At 52.7% G+C, this 16,198-nt stretch carries 14 protein-coding genes; 4 read left to right on the top strand and 10 right to left on the bottom strand.

All coding sequences use genetic code 11. The features are described from left to right. Window positions 1–96 precede the first annotated feature (96 nt). The 4 genes from A7E48_RS00465 to dapB all read right to left on the bottom strand — a co-directional run bounded on the left by A7E48_RS00465 (window position 97) and on the right by dapB (window position 4,315). The gene (locus tag A7E48_RS00465) at window positions 97–1,809 is read right to left on the bottom strand and encodes a ribonuclease J (protein WP_068167979.1); all 1,713 of its coding nucleotides are present in this window, start codon (window positions 1,807–1,809) and stop codon (window positions 97–99) included. A gap of 86 nt (window positions 1,810–1,895) precedes the next feature. Next, the gene (gene dapA / locus A7E48_RS00460) at window positions 1,896–2,831 is read right to left on the bottom strand and encodes a 4-hydroxy-tetrahydrodipicolinate synthase (RefSeq protein ID WP_068167977.1); all 936 of its coding nucleotides are present in this window, start codon (window positions 2,829–2,831) and stop codon (window positions 1,896–1,898) included. Window positions 2,832–2,941: 110 nt separating this feature from the next. Beyond that, window positions 2,942–3,547 (bottom strand): tetratricopeptide repeat protein, encoded by a 606-nt coding sequence (locus A7E48_RS00455; RefSeq protein WP_068167974.1) that lies wholly within the window; start codon window positions 3,545–3,547, stop codon window positions 2,942–2,944. A 12-nt stretch (window positions 3,548–3,559) separates the two neighbouring features. Next, window positions 3,560–4,315 (bottom strand): 4-hydroxy-tetrahydrodipicolinate reductase, encoded by a 756-nt coding sequence (gene dapB / locus A7E48_RS00450; RefSeq protein WP_068167973.1) that lies wholly within the window; start codon window positions 4,313–4,315, stop codon window positions 3,560–3,562. A gap of 229 nt (window positions 4,316–4,544) precedes the next feature. Here dapB and A7E48_RS00445 point away from each other — a divergent pair, with 229 nt between their 5' ends. Next, a complete protein-coding gene (locus A7E48_RS00445) occupies window positions 4,545–6,557 on the top strand; it encodes an acyltransferase family protein (protein WP_068167971.1) in 2,013 nt (670 codons plus the stop codon). A gap of 14 nt (window positions 6,558–6,571) precedes the next feature. Here the strand turns inward: A7E48_RS00445 and A7E48_RS00440 are convergent, their stop codons facing one another. From A7E48_RS00440 to A7E48_RS00420, 5 genes are all read right to left on the bottom strand, one after another. Then, window positions 6,572–7,903: a pitrilysin family protein gene (locus A7E48_RS00440; RefSeq protein ID WP_068167967.1), complete on the bottom strand. Its 1,332-nt coding sequence runs from the start codon at window positions 7,901–7,903 to the stop codon at window positions 6,572–6,574. Window positions 7,904–8,022: 119 nt separating this feature from the next. Continuing rightward, entirely contained in the window at window positions 8,023–10,260 is a 2,238-nt protein-coding gene (locus A7E48_RS00435; RefSeq protein WP_068167965.1) for a polyribonucleotide nucleotidyltransferase, read from the bottom strand. 260 nt (window positions 10,261–10,520) lie between these two features. After that, a complete protein-coding gene (gene rpsO / locus A7E48_RS00430) occupies window positions 10,521–10,790 on the bottom strand; it encodes a 30S ribosomal protein S15 (RefSeq protein WP_068167963.1) in 270 nt (89 codons plus the stop codon). Window positions 10,791–11,020: 230 nt separating this feature from the next. Beyond that, entirely contained in the window at window positions 11,021–12,454 is a 1,434-nt protein-coding gene (locus A7E48_RS00425) for an amino acid permease (protein ID WP_068167959.1), read from the bottom strand. Window positions 12,455–12,655: 201 nt separating this feature from the next. After that, window positions 12,656–12,958, bottom strand: coding sequence for a hypothetical protein (locus tag A7E48_RS00420; RefSeq protein ID WP_068167956.1), 303 nt, complete (start codon window positions 12,956–12,958; stop codon window positions 12,656–12,658). A gap of 187 nt (window positions 12,959–13,145) precedes the next feature. Here A7E48_RS00420 and A7E48_RS00415 point away from each other — a divergent pair, with 187 nt between their 5' ends. The 3 genes from A7E48_RS00415 to A7E48_RS00405 are packed head-to-tail and all read left to right on the top strand — an operon-like array spanning window position 13,146 to window position 15,210. Then, window positions 13,146–13,604, top strand: coding sequence for an S-ribosylhomocysteine lyase (locus A7E48_RS00415; protein WP_068167954.1), 459 nt, complete (start codon window positions 13,146–13,148; stop codon window positions 13,602–13,604). After that, window positions 13,604–14,383 (top strand): 5'-methylthioadenosine/S-adenosylhomocysteine nucleosidase, encoded by a 780-nt coding sequence (gene mtnN, locus A7E48_RS00410; RefSeq protein WP_233125923.1) that lies wholly within the window; start codon window positions 13,604–13,606, stop codon window positions 14,381–14,383. The genes A7E48_RS00415 and mtnN overlap by 1 nt, the downstream gene beginning before the upstream one ends. Further along, a complete protein-coding gene (locus A7E48_RS00405; protein WP_068167952.1) occupies window positions 14,383–15,210 on the top strand; it encodes an aldo/keto reductase in 828 nt (275 codons plus the stop codon). The genes mtnN and A7E48_RS00405 overlap by 1 nt, the downstream gene beginning before the upstream one ends. A gap of 163 nt (window positions 15,211–15,373) precedes the next feature. Here A7E48_RS00405 and A7E48_RS00400 read toward each other — a convergent pair whose 3' ends face one another. Next, window positions 15,374–16,120, bottom strand: coding sequence for an SUMF1/EgtB/PvdO family nonheme iron enzyme (locus A7E48_RS00400; protein ID WP_068167951.1), 747 nt, complete (start codon window positions 16,118–16,120; stop codon window positions 15,374–15,376). Between the last annotated feature and the right edge of the window lie 78 nt (window positions 16,121–16,198).

Genomic DNA, 16,198 nt, shown 5'->3' with positions numbered 1-16,198 from the left:
TAGTTAGCGAGAGCGGAAAGCCTTCAAGTTAACCTTGAAAGCTTTCCGCTTCAATCTTTAGAAAATAAGTTTCAACTTTACGTTTAACTTACAGGATTAATCCCGGTTTTTGGTAGGGGTATCAATCACTACCGGGATAATCATAGGCTTGCGGCGCAGTCGGCGTGCAACCCATGAACCAATCGTACGGCGAACAATTTGCTGTAGTTGATGATTGGTATGGGTCTTAGAGGGACCTTGATGCAGTGCATCCTCCAGCGCGGTCACAATCTTGGGAGCAATATCTTCAAAGACCGAGTCGTTTTCAGCAACGCCGCGGGCGTGAATATCGGGACCGGAGACAACGCGCTTCGTCTGACGATCCACTACAGTCACCACGGAGATGAAGCCTTCTTCGCTCAGAACCAGGCGGTCTTTCAAGTCGTCTTCAGAAACTTGGCCTACTGAGCGTCCGTCCACGTAAACGTAATCGCAACGTACCTGACCTACGATTTCTGCTTTGCCCTCGTACAGGTCAACGACCGTGCCACCGGTTCCCAAGATAATATTCTCTTCAGGAATGCCTGTTTCTTGAGCGAGCTCACCGTTGGCAATGAGGTGACGAACTTCGCCGTGCACGGGCATCACGTTCTTGGGCTTGAGGATGTTATAGCAGTACAGCAACTCGCCTGCAGCAGCGTGGCCGGAAACGTGCACCTTAGCGTTACCCTTGTGGATTACCTCTGCGCCCAAAGCAAGTAGACCGTTGATGACACGGAACACTGAGGTTTCGTTACCGGGAATCAGAGATGATGCCAGAACGATGGTATCGCCGGGTTCTACCTGCACCTTGTGGTCGCCATTAGCCATACGAGAAAGGGCGGCCATCGGCTCGCCCTGCGAACCGGTGCACATCAGAACCAGCTCTTCGGGGCGATAGTTGTCAATCTTTTTCAAATCAACCAGGGTGTTATCGGGGACGTTGAGGTAACCCAATTTTTCAGCGATGGTCATGTTTCGAACCATCGAACGACCGACGAGAACTACCTTGCGCCCGCGCTCGTGAGCGGCGTCCAATACCTGCTGCACACGGTGGACGTGCGAGGAGAACGACGCCACGATGATGCGCTGGTTTGCATCGCGGAAGACATTAGAAAGCACTTTGCCGATGTTCTTTTCGGTGGGTGTAAATCCGGGAACTTCAGCGTTGGTGGAGTCAGGCAGGAAGAGGTCCACGCCTTCTTCGCCTAGGCGTGCAAAGTGACGCAGGTCGGTGATACGACCGTCCAGGGGTAGCTGATCCATCTTGAAGTCACCGGTATGCAGTACGTTGCCTGCAGTGGTGCGGATAAATACAGCTAAGGCATCGGGAATCGAGTGGTTTACCGCTACAAATTCACATTCGAAGGGACCGAAGGACTCAACCATGCCCTCTTTCACGGTCAAGGTGAAAGGCTTAATCCGGTGCTCAGCAAGTTTTGCTTCAACCAAAGCCAAGGTGAGCTGGGAGCCTACCAAAGGGATATCGGGGCGGCGTTTGAGCAGATAGGGAACCGCACCAATGTGGTCTTCGTGTCCGTGGGTCAGAACAACTGCCACGATGTCTTGCAGGCGGTTCTCAATGTAGTGCAAATCGGGCAGAATCAAGTCCACACCGGGCTGGGATTCTTCGGGGAAGAGCACGCCGCAGTCAACCACCAGCAATTTGCCGTTGATTTCGTAAACGGTCATGTTACGACCCACTTCGCCCAAGCCGCCCAAGGGAACGACGCGCAGGGTACCGTTTTTCAGCTTCTTAGGCTGGCGTAATTCTGTATTAATAAATGGCAATATATATCCTTACTGTTTACGGTGAAAAACGAGCTCACGAACTTGAACGTCAAGTTCGTGAGCCCGCTTCACCATCGGTTAGTTCTCTAGCGAATAAGCGTGGAAGCTACCGACGATTTCTCTAAATCTGCTCGCATGAGCGCGATTTCTTCATCAGTGGGATCCACATGAGGCAGGCGCACGGTGGCTGAATCCAGCTTGCCCTGCCAGGAAAGAATCTGTTTGGCTGCTACGCAACCGGGAACGCGAGTCATCGTTGCCGAAACGATGGGTGCGATCTCAAGGTGAAGTTTCTGTGCGGTAGAAAGGTCCTGTGCCACTACCGCATCAATCAGTTGACGGAAGAGCGCCGGTGCAATGTGGGTGGTCACGCCCACTAGCCCAACTGCTCCCATCGCCATCCAGGGGAGGGTTAAACCATCGTCTCCAGAATAGTACTGAAGATCAGTTGCTGCCATGACCTCGGTCGCAGCAGCAAAGTCAGCTTTGGCATCTTTAACTGCAACAATATTCTCATGTGTTGCTAGCTTTTCAAAAGTAGCCGGAAGAATTGGGATACCTGCACGCCCGGGGATGTCGTAGAGCATCACAGGCGTTTTTACTGCATTTGCCACGGTGGTGAAGTGAGCCGCTACGCCTGCCTGAGTAGGTTTGTTGTAGTAGGGGGTGACAACCAAAAGACCATCTACCCCAATGCCTTCAGCCAACGATGCTAGGTGCAGAGTATGCGCTGTATCGTTTGAGCCTACGCCTGCAACAACCTTGCACTGCTCACCCACCGCTTCTTTGACGATGCGGAAAACTTTTTCATTTTCCTCATCGGTCATGGTGGAGTACTCACCAGTGGTGCCACATACAACCAAACCATCGTGACCGTCGTCCACCAGCGATTGAGCTAGTTCGGCGGTGCGAGATTCATCAACTGATCCGTCCTCCTTGAACGGAGTAACCATAGCGGTCAGCAACCGCCCAAAAATTGGCTCAGCGAATGTTCCTTGGGGTGGGGTTGTAGTCTCAGGCATAGTGCTAGATTACCTTCTTTTCGCGGTGTTTGGGATGTTTTGGCTCTTCAAGCGCGGTTCACTCAGCATTTCCTCAGGTTGAAGACCGAAAGAATGAGGCTGGTCAGCGCCTAGATGGATAGATTAACCGATGTTTTGCCCGATTTGAGTGCGATGGCGGTGCGCATTGCTTGACGGGCTCGCTTCCGGTCCCCTGCGGCTCCGTAGAGAGTCGATAGGTTAAACCAGTGTTTCCAGTTCATGGGGTCCTGCTCTACCGTCTGACTAAATTTTGCGAATTCTTGATCCGCTGCAGCTCGGTCAATTTTTCCTGAAGCAGTGCGGGGTAGCCGGTCTTCGGGCAGTTCCCCGTTCGCCATGAGTTCATCGGCCATGCGTTGGATGCGCGTTCCGAAGATGATTTCCCGAACCATTGCCCAGGCACCTATCAGAGGAAGGACCAGGAGCCCTATCCCCAACAACGTTGCCAAGAGGCTGCCCTCTTGAAGCAGAAGCACACCTCGTTGAAAGGTTACGAAGAGATAGAGAACCAACGCCGCTATGGTGATAGCAGCAAAAGTCTTACCTTTACCCGTCGAATCAACGAACACAAAAACCGCTGAAAATGCCAGTGCCACCAAGACAAACATTTTGCTGGCGGTGGGCAGAGGCAATATCAGAACGGTCAATAAACCGACCAGAACGGCGCAGGCAACAAATATTTTCAAAGACTTCATCAAAAGTGAGATCTAGCGAAGATTGAGGTAGCCGTCAAGACCGTGAGTGAGCCCGGGGTGCGCCGCTACTTCTCGCACTCCCAGCAGGACGCCGGGCATGAAAGATTTGCGGTCAAAGGAATCGTGGCGGATGACAAGTTGCTGACCTTCATCTCCCAGTAAGATTTCCTGGCTGGCGGTCAGCCCACGCAAGCGAACCGCATGTACTTTGACGCCGTCGATGTCGGCACCGCGCGAGCCACCCTCGTCTGTTTCGGTGGCATCCGGTGAAGGAGCTACCCCGGCAGCAGCGCGGGCATCGGCAATTTTCTGTGCCGTGTGTGCTGCGGTTCCTGAAGGCGCATCCACTTTCTGCGGATGATGCATTTCGATGACTTCTACGGATTCGAAGTACTGGGCTGCTTTTGCCGCAAATTCGGTGGCTAGAATCGCACCGATAGCGAAGTTGGGGGCAATAAGAACTCCAACCTCTGGATGCTGAGTGAGCAGGGTTCGCAGGTTGTGAAGCTTATGTTCGTCCCAACCTGTTGTACCCACTACCGCATGGATACCATTTTCTACGGCAAAGCGGACATTCTGTTCGGTCGCAGCTGGAACCGTCAAATCGATGAGCACCTCTGCGCCAGTTTCCACCAGTTTCTTCAGTTCCGCTGCGCTAGAGATATTCGCTACCAGCTCCATATCTGTTGCGTTTTCAACCGCTTTCACGGCTTCTGATCCCATGCGTCCATTAGATCCGGCAACTGCAACTTTCCACATTTTAGTCATCTGCGCCTCCCACTTTTATCAGGTATCGAGTGAATCGTTACCGTGTACATTTTATATCTGCTCCACTCTATCGTCTCCAGGGATACGCCGTCGGATAAACCGTCTTCACTCGTCATAATGTGATTCCCTTGCACAGCGCGAATATCTTGCAGTCAAATGCGTACTAAACTTAAACAGTTGCCATATCCCCCAGGCAGCATTCCTTTTTGAAATTGTTGACGAGGTATCTGTGAACAAAATAGCCGGGACCAAAAACGCTGCGCTCGAAGATCACGTGTTCTATTCCAATGTTGATCCGGCAGAAGCCCAGCGTTCTTTTCGACTACGCGGTTTAGATGGACTACGTGCTATCGCCGTGTGCTCGGTGTTGGTTTACCATTTGTGGCCGACGGTGCTACCCGGCGGCATGATGGGCGTAGATATTTTCTTCGTTATTTCTGGGTATCTCATTACTGCGCTGCTGCTCAAAGAAGGTGCTTTAACCGGCAAGATGAATATCGTCCAGTTTTGGGTACGCCGTTTGCGTCGCCTCATTCCTGCGATTATCGTGCTGGTTGCGGTGGTAGGTGGATTAGTTTTCATCATCGGTGGGGACATACAGGTTGGCTTGGGCAGACAGGTTCTAGGAGCTTTTACCTTTTCGTCCAACTGGCTGTACATCGCCTCGGACAATGATTATTTTGCTCAGACTTCCCCCGAACTGCTCACCAACTTTTGGTCTTTAGCGGTAGAGGAACAGTTCTATATTTTCTGGCCCATAGCCCTGGTCTTTATTTTTATGTGGGTAGCTAGTTGGAGAAAGCGCCTTGCCATTCCGCTAGTTCTCGCACTACTTTCCGTGGTATTGAGTGCGGTGCTCACCGCTGTTGGAGCATCTGCATCCCGCATTTACTACGGAACTGATACCCATCTCTTTGGAATCATGCTCGGGGTCAGCCTGGCACTGCTCATTCCCTGGAGCATGTACCCGCCAGCCGATAGCCGCCTCTACCCTGTGGTGGGTTATGGGGAAGGCATCTGGGGCATTTTGCGGGGTCTTGTGGGATGGATCTGCCTGATTGCTATTTTTCCGCTGGCGCGCAGGTGGGGTGATCACGACGCATTTTTTATGCCGTGGGATCTTCTTCTTGCTTCTGTCCTTGCCGTTGGAGTTATCCAGGCTCTGCTGGCAGATTCTCGCGCACCGGTGGCATCTCTCTTGCGAAATGTACTTTCGCTACCGCCTCTGGTTTGGATTGGCCAACGCTCCTACGGGATCTATCTCTGGCATTGGCCTTTGGCGGTTATCGCCCACTACGTTTTTGGTCCGGAGAATAGGTTTTGGACGTCGTGGGTCGTCCTCTTCGCCTCATTTATTGTGGCGGGACTTTCCTATATGTTCGTCGAAGACCCTATTCGTCGCCTTGGCTTTGGAGGGGCATTCCGCGCCTTCGGTCGCGCACTGGTCGGACCGGCTAAAGCTTTGCCCATCGTCTCCCTGGCCCTATTTCTCTTGGGTGCAGTGGGTACCGGATTTGCGATAGTGAATGCCCCCGCCATGACCGAGGCGGAAGCGGTGGTGGCATCTGGTGAAGATCACGCCCAAACCACCGTGGCTCCCCGGCCCCAGCCTTCGGCGAGCGCTTCAGCGAAGGACGGCGTGGTGCCCGGTTCTGTCAGAATTATCGGCGACTCAGTTACCGTTGCCTCAGCAGATGCCCTCCAATCAAAACTTCCTCAGGCGAGCATCGACGGCGAAGTCAGCCGCACTTTAGTCGCAGTTCTTCCTCAGATTAAAGAAGACGCTGCCAACCATCAGCTAGGACAGGTAGTGGTTGTTTCGCTCGCCACCAATTCAACGTTGGCACAGTCCCAGATTGATGAGCTGGTGCAGGCTCTGGCACCGCACCAAGAACGCAAGATTGTTTTGGTCACCGGTGCGGCGCCGTCCAATCTCACCTGGGTAGCCGGCTCTAATGATTTGATGCACCAGGCAGCACAGAAATACCCGGATACGGTACTGGTAGCCGACTGGGCACAAGCTGCTGCCGGACACAGCGATTATCTAGTCTCTGACGGTGTCCACCCGCAGGGGCAAGGTCAGCAGGTGTACGCGCAAACTATTGCCGACGCCGTGGCAAAAGCCCAAAAACAGCTCAAGGACGAGGGAAAGCTCAGCGAAGAAGACCTCAAACAGACGTCTGAGTCTCCATCGGCAGATCCTACCCCCGCCCCCTCGGCTGCCACAGCCAAGGCATGGTAGAAGGCAACGACCGTCTAGCGCACGATGGTCGTGACCATCTGCTGCCTCGATAGCCAGGCGGCAAGCTCACGTACTTCATCGAGCGTTACCGCACGAATGCGCTCAAGTAGCTCGTCCAAGCTGGTGTATTTACCAGAATCAAGCTCCGCTCTACCCAGGCGGCTCATACGCGAACCTGAATCTTCAGAACCCATAATGGTAGCGCCACCCAGCTGACCTACTACCTTAGTCAGTTCTTCCTCGGTCAGCCCTTCCGAAGCTACCTTGGCAAACTCCTCGGTCAACAGCTCTTGAACCTGCTCCACCTTTGCGGGCAGGCAACCGGCATACATACCAAAGTAACCGGCATCAGAATATGAGCCCGAGAACGAGAATGTTGAATAGGCAAGTCCGCGCTTCTCACGAATTTCCTGGAACAAACGTGAAGACATGCCTCCGCCCAAAGCAGAGTTCAATACGGACATGGCGAATCTACGTTCGTCCCCGGCAATGATAGAGGGGCAACCCATCACTATGTTCGTCTGCTCAAATCCTTTATTGACCTCTCGTTCGAGAGCTCCCGGAGTAATATCCACACGCTGACGTACACGACGCTGCGAAGGAGCAACCCCTTCCGGTAAAGACCAGCCATGCTTGGTCAGCGAGTCCAAGACCAGGCGAACAATCTCTGCATGTTCTAGCCCGCCTGCCGCGGAAATAACTAAGCGATCAGGAGTATAGAACTTTCGGTAATGCTCCCACACCGAGGTACGAGGTACCGAACGAATCTCCTCAGGAGTACCGCCGATAGGGCGCCCCAGGGGATTCTCCCCCATCAGCTGCTCCACAAAATTCTCAAAAGCAACATCGGTGGGATCATCTTGATCCATCGCCAGCTCTTCGAGAATCACTCCGCGTTCCTGCTCCAGCAGTTCGGCATCCAGGACGGCGTCAGAGACCATATCCGCAAGAACATCCACAGCCATCGCCACGTCTTCACCCAACACCCTTGCGTAGTAGCAGGTATGTTCTTTAGCGGTCAGAGCATTGGATTCTCCACCTACCTCGTCAAAGGCCTGAGCAATATCTAACGCTGAGCGGGTGTGAGTACCTTTGAATAACAGGTGTTCTAAAAAGTGAGTTGAGCCGAGCATACCCGGTTGCTCATCCCGAGAACCCACCCCTACCCAGAAGCCTATAGACACACTTCGTAGAGACGGCATCTTCTCCGTAATCACGCGGATACCGCCGGGCAAAATAGAACGACGAACCTCGTTTCCGCCTTCGCCCTGTTCGATAACACGGCCCACTTCATAGTTAAGTTCTTCGGTAATGCTCGCGCGATCAGTGGGCAAAATAATAGGCATAAACTTCCTTGTACATTCCAGATATCAGCGAATTTTTCTCTCAATTCTACCGGTTAAAACACAGCGGCTCCCCCACACCTCAGGTATGAAAGAGCCGCCGGTTACTCAGCTAAAAGCGATTACGCTTCCGAGTCTTCTTCTGATTCTTCAGATTCAGCTACAACAGGTGATAGCGAGAGCTTGCCACGATCATCAATCTTGGTGATCTCAACCTGAACCTTCTGACCGATCGAAACGACGTCGTCGACGTCGTTGACTCGCTTGCCGTCATTGAGCTTACGCAACTCGGTGACGTGAAGTAGCCCGTCCTTGCCAGGAGTCAAGGAAACGAATGCGCCGAAGGTTGTGGTCTTGACGACGGTACCCAGGTAACGCTCGCCGACCTCAGGAACCTGAGGGTTAGCAATAGCGTTGATTGCTGCACGTGCTGCATCAGCGGAGGGACCGTCGACCGCGCCGATGTAAACGGTGCCGTCATCTTCGATGGAGATATCGGTTCCAGTGTCTTCCTGAATCTGGTTAATCATCTTGCCCTTAGGACCAATGACCTCACCAATCTTGGAAACAGGAACGTTCACTGAAATCACGCGAGGAGCAAAGTTGCTCATCTCATCGGGAGCGTCAATTGCTGCGTTAAGAACCTCAAGAATGTGAAGGCGAGCTTCACGTGCCTGAGTCAGTGCAGCTGCCAGAACAGATGCGGGGATGCCGTCGAGCTTAGTATCAAGCTGGATTGCGGTAACGAACTCAGAGGTACCTGCGACCTTGAAGTCCATATCTCCCAAAGCATCTTCTGCACCGAGAATATCGGTAAGAGCTGCGTAACGGGTTTCGCCGTCAACTTCATCAGAGACCAGCCCCATAGCGATACCTGCAACGGGTGCACGCAAAGGAACACCGGCATTGAGCATAGAAAGAGTCGACGCGCATACCGAGCCCATGGAGGTTGAGCCGTTAGAGCCCAGTGCCTCAGATACCTGACGGATGGCGTAGGGGAATTCTTCGCGTGAAGGAAGAACGGGAACCAACGCACGCTCAGCTAGTGCACCGTGACCGATTTCGCGGCGCTTAGGTGAACCAACACGACCGGGCTCGCCTACTGAGTAGGGAGGGAAGTTGTAGTGGTGGATGTAGCGCTTGGACTTGACGGGGTACAGCGAATCCAACTGCTGTTCCAGCTTGAGCATGTTCAAAGTGGTAACACCCATAATCTGGGTTTCGCCGCGCTCGAAGATAGCCGAACCGTGAACGCGGGGCAGAACCTCAACTTCAGCGGTGAGCTGGCGGATGTCGGTCAGACCGCGACCGTCAATACGAACCTGCTCGGTGAGGATGCGCTGGCGAACGGTGTGCTTGGTTAGAGCGTTGAAAGCTGCGTTGATTTCATCTTCGCGACCTTCAAATTCTTTTCCTTCGCTACCAAGAGCTGCAAGAACTTCCTGCTGAAGCATCCCCGATGCTTCTTCACGTTCCTGCTTACCCGCGATGGAGTAAACATCTGCAATCTTTTCGCTGGCAAATTCGCGCACTGCGGCGTCGACGTCGTCGCCGTGGGAGCCGAACGTAGGCAGAACCATAGGTTCTTTGCCGGCTTCAGCCTTGAGAGCAAGCTGTGCTTCGCACAGTGCCTTGATGAATGGCTTAGCAGCTTCAAGACCTTCAGAGACGATTTCTTCGGTGGGAGCCTGCTTGCCCTGTTCCTTGATGAGCTTCCATGAGTTATCGGTAGCTTCAGCTTCGACCATCATGATGGCAACGTCTTCAGTGCCGTCTGCCTTGGTCACGATGCGTCCGGCAACAGCCATATCGAAAGTTGCCTCAGCAAGCTGGGAGAACTTGGGGAAGCAGACCCACTGACCGTCAATCAGTGCGATGCGAACGCCGCCTACAGGACCGGCAAAGGGCAGGCCTGAAAGAGCGGTGGAGCAAGATGCTGCGTTAATTGCTACGGTGTTGTAGATTTCGTCGGGTTCAATGGTGAGAACGGTGACGACAACCTGAACCTCGTTGCGGATGCCCTTTTTGAAAGCAGGACGCAAGGGGCGGTCAATCAGACGCGCAGCGAGAACAGCTTCGGTGGAGGGGCGACCTTCACGGCGGAAGAAAGAGCCAGGAATCTTACCCGCTGCGTACATACGTTCTTCAACGTCGACGGTCAGGGGGAAGAAGTCAAAGCCTTCACGGGGATTCTTGCCCACTGCGGTAGCGGAGAGCAAGGTGGTTTCATCGTCAATGGTGACGAGAGCTGAACCTGCAGCCTGCTGTGCGAGGCGTCCTGTTTCGAAACGAACGGTGCGCTGACCGAACTTTCCATTGTCAATGATTGCTTCTGCAAATTTAATTTCGGGACCTTCCAAGGTTCCTCCATTTCTGTGTTGATGGTTCGTGGGCGGTTGACGTTCACCATCGATCATCAGTTGAACCCATCGCAACAAACTTTTTGTGCTGCGCTAAATGCAACCGAGGACCGTGAGCTGATACGCAGCCGCCAGAACCATTATTGGTGGTGATTTTCAAAGAAATCACCGATTTTACTAAGGTGAGAGAAGAGGGCGGTATCTACGAATTATTTGAAAGACAAAGAAATTCGTGCAGATACCGCCCTCTCAAGCTCTATTTATCGGCGGATACCGAGGCGCTCGATGAGTGCACGGTAACGTTCGATGTCGGTGCTCTTGAGGTAACCGAGCATGTTGCGACGGCGACCAACAAGGATCATCAGACCGCGGCGGGTGTGGTGATCGTGCTTGTGGAACTTGAGGTGTTCAGTCAGGTCGGTGATACGACGAGTCAAAACTGCAATCTGCACCTCGGGTGAACCGGTGTCACCTTCGTGAGTTGCGTATTCCTTGATAATTTCCTGCTTTACTGCGGGATCCAGTGCCACTGAATAACTCCTAGAGTTAGTGCCGTGTCGGCCCGAATAACATTTTTGTTACCGGGAAGGTGAAAGAGAAGATTTCTCTTTCGCCTGACGCATGACCACCACGGACTACAGTCATACATTGTCTATTCTAGCGCATGGGGATAAGTCCTGAAAAGAATAGCGGCACAAGAGGGGCAGTGATGCATTACGCACCACTGCCCCTCTTTTCGCTTATTTGCTACTTTTCTACCCTATTTATTCAGGGGCCGTGCGACGGCACCGTTGGGGGCAGCGGCGTCGTCATGGGGCATAAATTTGTAGATAATCGCCAGCAGAACGCACCACGCCGCACCCACGAGCAGCGCAAGTCGGGTGTCCTCAAAGAAAGCGAACTGAACCACAATTGCCAACATGAACGCCAGAGCAACATAAGACGCCCAGGGCCAACCGGGAGTGGGGAAATCGCTCGTTGCGCCCTCCCGCGCCAACTGTCGTTTGAATGCAATGTGGGATACCAAAATCATTACCCACACCAAGATGGTGGCGAATGTAGCCAAAGAGGCGATCACAAGGAAAGCGTCTTCAAACAGGAAATTCACAACCACGCCGATGACCAGAACCAGCCCCATGCACACCACCGTCATGAAGGGCGCTCCTCGACGGTCGGTCTTGGCAAAGGATTTGGGTGCCAGACGGCGCGTTGCCAAACCATAAAGCATACGTCCGGCGCCGTAGACATCTGCGTTGATGGCAGAAATAGCCGCGGTGAGCACCACAAAGTTCAGCACGTGAGCGGCTGCAGGAATGCCCAGAGAGCTGAAGATTTGAACGAAAGGCGAGGTCTCCCCGTCAATTGAGTTCCAGGGCATCAGCGTCATGATAACTGCTAACGCCAGCACGTAAAACAGCAAAATACGCACGGGGGTGGTGTTCACGGCTTTGGGGATCGAGACCTTGGGATTTTCTGCTTCACCAGCGGCAATACCGATGGTTTCAATACCGCCAAAAGCAAACATCACCACGGTAAAGCAAGCGATAAAACCACCCAGACCGTTGGGGAAAAACCCGCCGTGATTCCACAGGTTGGTGATGGACGAGGGCTCCCCAGCATGAGCGTTGACGCCGAAAATCATCAGCAGAATACCGCCCACAATCATGGCAATAATTGCGGCAACCTTGATGAGGGTAAACCAAAATTCACTTTCGCCAAAGGCTTTCACGTGCACGAGATTGATGGAAAGAATAAGCAGTAGGACAATAGCAATCCATACCCAAGAGGGCGAGTGGGGAAACCAGAACTTCATATAAACGGAGAACGCGGTGACGTCAGCAACTGCCACCAACGCCATTTCGAAGGCATAGCTCCAACCGGTCACAAAACCAGCCCACCGCCCCAGGTACTGGGTTGCATATTCGGAGAAGGCACCGGCAACGGGGTGGGCCAGCGCCATCTCCCCCATAGCACGCATCACCATGAACACGGCAGCGCCACCAATCACATATGCAAGCAAAACAGAAGGGCCAGCAAGAGAAATTGCACTTGCCGAGCCGTAAAAAAGTCCGGTGCCAATAGCTGACCCCAGGGCGATGAAGAGGATATGTCGCAGAGACAACCCGCGGTGAAGCTGAGAAGATTGATTATCAGCGAGCTGGTTGGACGCGCGGGACCCCTGCGTGTTGTTCATCGGGAGATACCTCGATTGTTGAGCTAAATAATAATGAGCAAAGTATGTGGTTCAAGAATACCCACTTATTTTTATACGTAGAAGCTAATTTATATAAATTCTTAAGTGGGTATTCATTTTTCTCTCTTTGTAAGGTGCCCTGCACAGATAAGGGTGTTCCCAAATCTTTGGAAACACCCTTATGTATAGCTGGGGGGAAGGTTAGGAGCGCTCACGCCCCAACGCTAGAGAACCCACAGCGGTTGCACCGGTGACCGCAAGAACAGCGGGCCACGGACCAATCTTTTTGTGCAAAGCATGGGAGTAGCCAAAGCTACCCAGGTAGAGAGCGGTCAAAGCTGCAGCTCGCGCAGTACCGGCATTTTTCTGCCACCCCTTAAATGCAGCTACGCCACCGGCGGCAAGAGCTACCCCGCCCAGCGGACGCACGCCCGTCGTCCGAGCAACTTTATAACCGCCCACCAAACCGGCAGCACTTGCGGCAGTAGGAATAAGAACGTTCATGATGAAACCTCCGTTGATTGGTGTTATTTCTTCTACTTTAATAACCTACTCTGAAGATTTGCCCACAAACTGCTGACTCGCCCCACAGTTTCTCACACCTGATAAGTCAAAACGTTTGGATGGCTTCCGGTGGGTAAGGGATAATAGAAAGAAACCCTCCGCAAGTTCGAAAGAAAGAGGAAAACTCATGGAAAAAATGAACGTAGAATCCTTCAATTTGGATCACACTAAAGTTGCCGCGCCCTATGTGCGCATTGCAGATCGCAAAGAACTGCCCGCAGGTGATGTCCTCATCAAATACGATGTGCGCTTTACCCAGCCCAACACCGATCACCTGGAGATGAAAGCAATCCACTCCATCGAACACCTCACCGCCGAACTCATGCGCAACCACACCGATAAGCTCATCGACTTTGGCCCCATGGGCTGCCAGACCGGTTTCTACGCGCTCACCCTCGGTCTAGAACCACAAGATTTCTTGCCCATCCTCGAAGCCAGCTTCAAAGACATTCTTCAGGCAACCGAGGTTCCAGCAGCCAACGAAGTACAGTGCGGCTGGGGCGCCAACCATTCGCTGAAGGACGCGCAAGAGGCAGTTAGCCAGTTCCTCGACCACCGCTCCGAGTGGGAAACGGTGATGGCATAGTGGCCCACCCCATTTCTTCTCTCCCACAAGATTTTCAAGACGCCGTCATCGTCCAGGTGGCAATGGATGAAGAAGCAGCACCCTTCTTTGAACTCACCGAGCCCGCCGGCGATTCTTTCAGCTACGGCATCGCGGAGTTCTTCCCGCGCGTCGTCCGCTCAGACCAGCGCGAACAAAAGGTTCTGCTAGTGCGCTCGCGCATCGGGTTAGTCAATGCTGCCACGGCTATCACTACCGCGCTACGCCTTGCACCGTCGACGCCGCTAGTTGTCTCTGCTGGTACCGCCGGAGGATTACATACCTCCACCAATGTAGGTGACCTCGTCATCGGCACAGAATTTACCTACACCGACGCCGACGCCACCGCATTTGGCTACGCGCGCGGTCAGGTGCCGGGCATGCCCGAAAAGTTCGACGCAGCACCATCTTTGGTTGAATCCCTGGGTGCGCTCCCCCAGAGCGAATTAGCACCGGTCGAGTTCACCGGCACCATTCATCGTGGTCCTATGCTCGCTGGTGGTTCCTTCGTGACCGCTCATAATGTGGCTGATACGCGGGTGGTTTTTCCCGGTGCGATCTCCACCGATATGGAAACCACCGCCATCGCGCAGGTATGCTACAACGAAGATGTACCTTTCATTGCTGTCCGAGCAATTTCGGATCTCTGCGGCCCCACAGCGGATCAGGTGTTCCACCTAGAAGTTGATTTGGTAGCGCCGGTGTCCGCCCAGGCAGCTCTTGCTGTTATTGATCACGTTATTGCCACAGGAGGGCACTAATGCAAAACCATAAAATGCGTGATGGAAAGACTATCCCGCCCATCGGTTTAGGTACCTATGGAATGGACGATACGTCCGCAGAACTTCTTGTATCTGAAGCGATTCGCCGAGGTTACCGCCTCATCGACACCGCCAAGAATTACGAGAATGAAAGCGGCGTGGGTAAGGGTGTACTTCGTTCAGGTGTAGATCGGGAAGAAATCTTTGTGATTTCTAAGATTCCAGGCCGCGACCACGGTTACGAAGAAGCTAAGGCATCGATTCGTAGTTCGCTTGAACGCATGGGTTTGGATTATCTGGACATGGTGCTCATTCACTGGCCTAATCCGTCCCAAGGTAAATTCGTTGATACCTGGCGCGGTTTGATGGCAGCGCGCGACGAAGGTTTGGTCAAGTCTATTGGTGTTTCCAATTTCTTGCCCGAACATATCGATCAACTGGTCGAAGAAACCGGTGAGTACCCGGCGGCCAACGAGATTGAGCTGAACCCCTATTATCAGCAAGAGTCGCTGCATCAGTACAACGATGACCACGCGATTCTTACTATTTCTTGGGCGCCTTTGGGTAATCACACCGATTTGCTGGGCCATAGCGTCATCGCCAAAATCGCAGAAGAAGTACAAAAGACTCCTGCCCAGGTTATTCTTCGGTGGCATGTGCAGAGCCAGCTTCTTCCCATCCCCCGCACCCTCAAAGAGGAAAGACTCGAAGAGAACTTTGCGGTCTTCAGCTGGGAATTGTCCGACGAACAGATGAAGGAAATCAATCTGCTCCATGCGGGTATCTCGGGGTTCAATTTTGACCCCGCGACTCACGAGGAAATGTAAGCGTTCCACCGAGTTTGTATCAGAAAGGACGGTTTGTACCACCAAAAGCGTGGTACAAACCGTCCTTTGCATTAACGTTCAGGGTTTACCTCGCCAAAATTTCATAATAAAGCGAATGATTTCGAGGGTCCGTCTTTTTCTCACTCTTCTGAATGTAAGCATCCTAGAATCTCAGAGGAGTCCAATCTACTGGGAGGGCTTGCCTCGTTGATGCAGGCTCACGGTCAACAAATTCTGACCACCCTTGGTAGCTATCTGAATTTAGTACAACCCCACGCGCAACTCTGAACCCAACATCCTCCAATATTGCATCAGGAGCATCTCCACGGCGAACGCCTACTCGTACGGACCACTCAGGATCAACCCAGCCTCCGCCTTTCAAAAGACGGTAGTTACCATATCGAGCAGTATCTAGACGATCCCAGCACCATTCCCAAACATTACCGAGGGTGTCATATAGCCCATACGCATTAGGGTTCTTTAACCCCATTGGTTGCGGTTCATTAACCTCATCGATTTCAGTCCATGCAATATCCATAAGATTTCCATATCGTGGACCCAAAGTACCTGCTTGACTTGCATAAACCCACTCAGCTTCTGTGGGAAGGCGATAGCCGTTCGCTAATGGATCCCAGATAACTTCTGTATCCTCAATTCGATAAGGTGGTTCAAGCCCGGCTTGTTTTGAAGATTGATTGCACCATTGGACAGCATCCAGCCAACGAATATTTCTTGCAGGAATTGGTGTGATATCAGCTAAATTCTTTTCCAAATAACCCAGTTTGAACTGTTCGACGCTCACTGGGGTATCGCTGATTTCAAAGGGCTCTAGTGAAACTGTCCGCTCGCTTTTACGTCGAGCATCTTTGAGTAAAACATCTCCGCCAGAAATGTAAATCATTTGTTCCATGAAGTAACTCTTGTTCTATAACAAATATTAGTATCGAATGATACCCCATGGGTTGGCGATGCTTAATCCGAAGTATCA

The sequence above is a fragment of the Rothia sp. ND6WE1A genome (genome assembly GCF_001683935.1).
Classification (GTDB): Bacteria; Actinomycetota; Actinomycetes; order Actinomycetales; family Micrococcaceae; genus Rothia; species Rothia amarae.
This window is presented reverse-complemented; position numbering and strand designations above follow the sequence as displayed.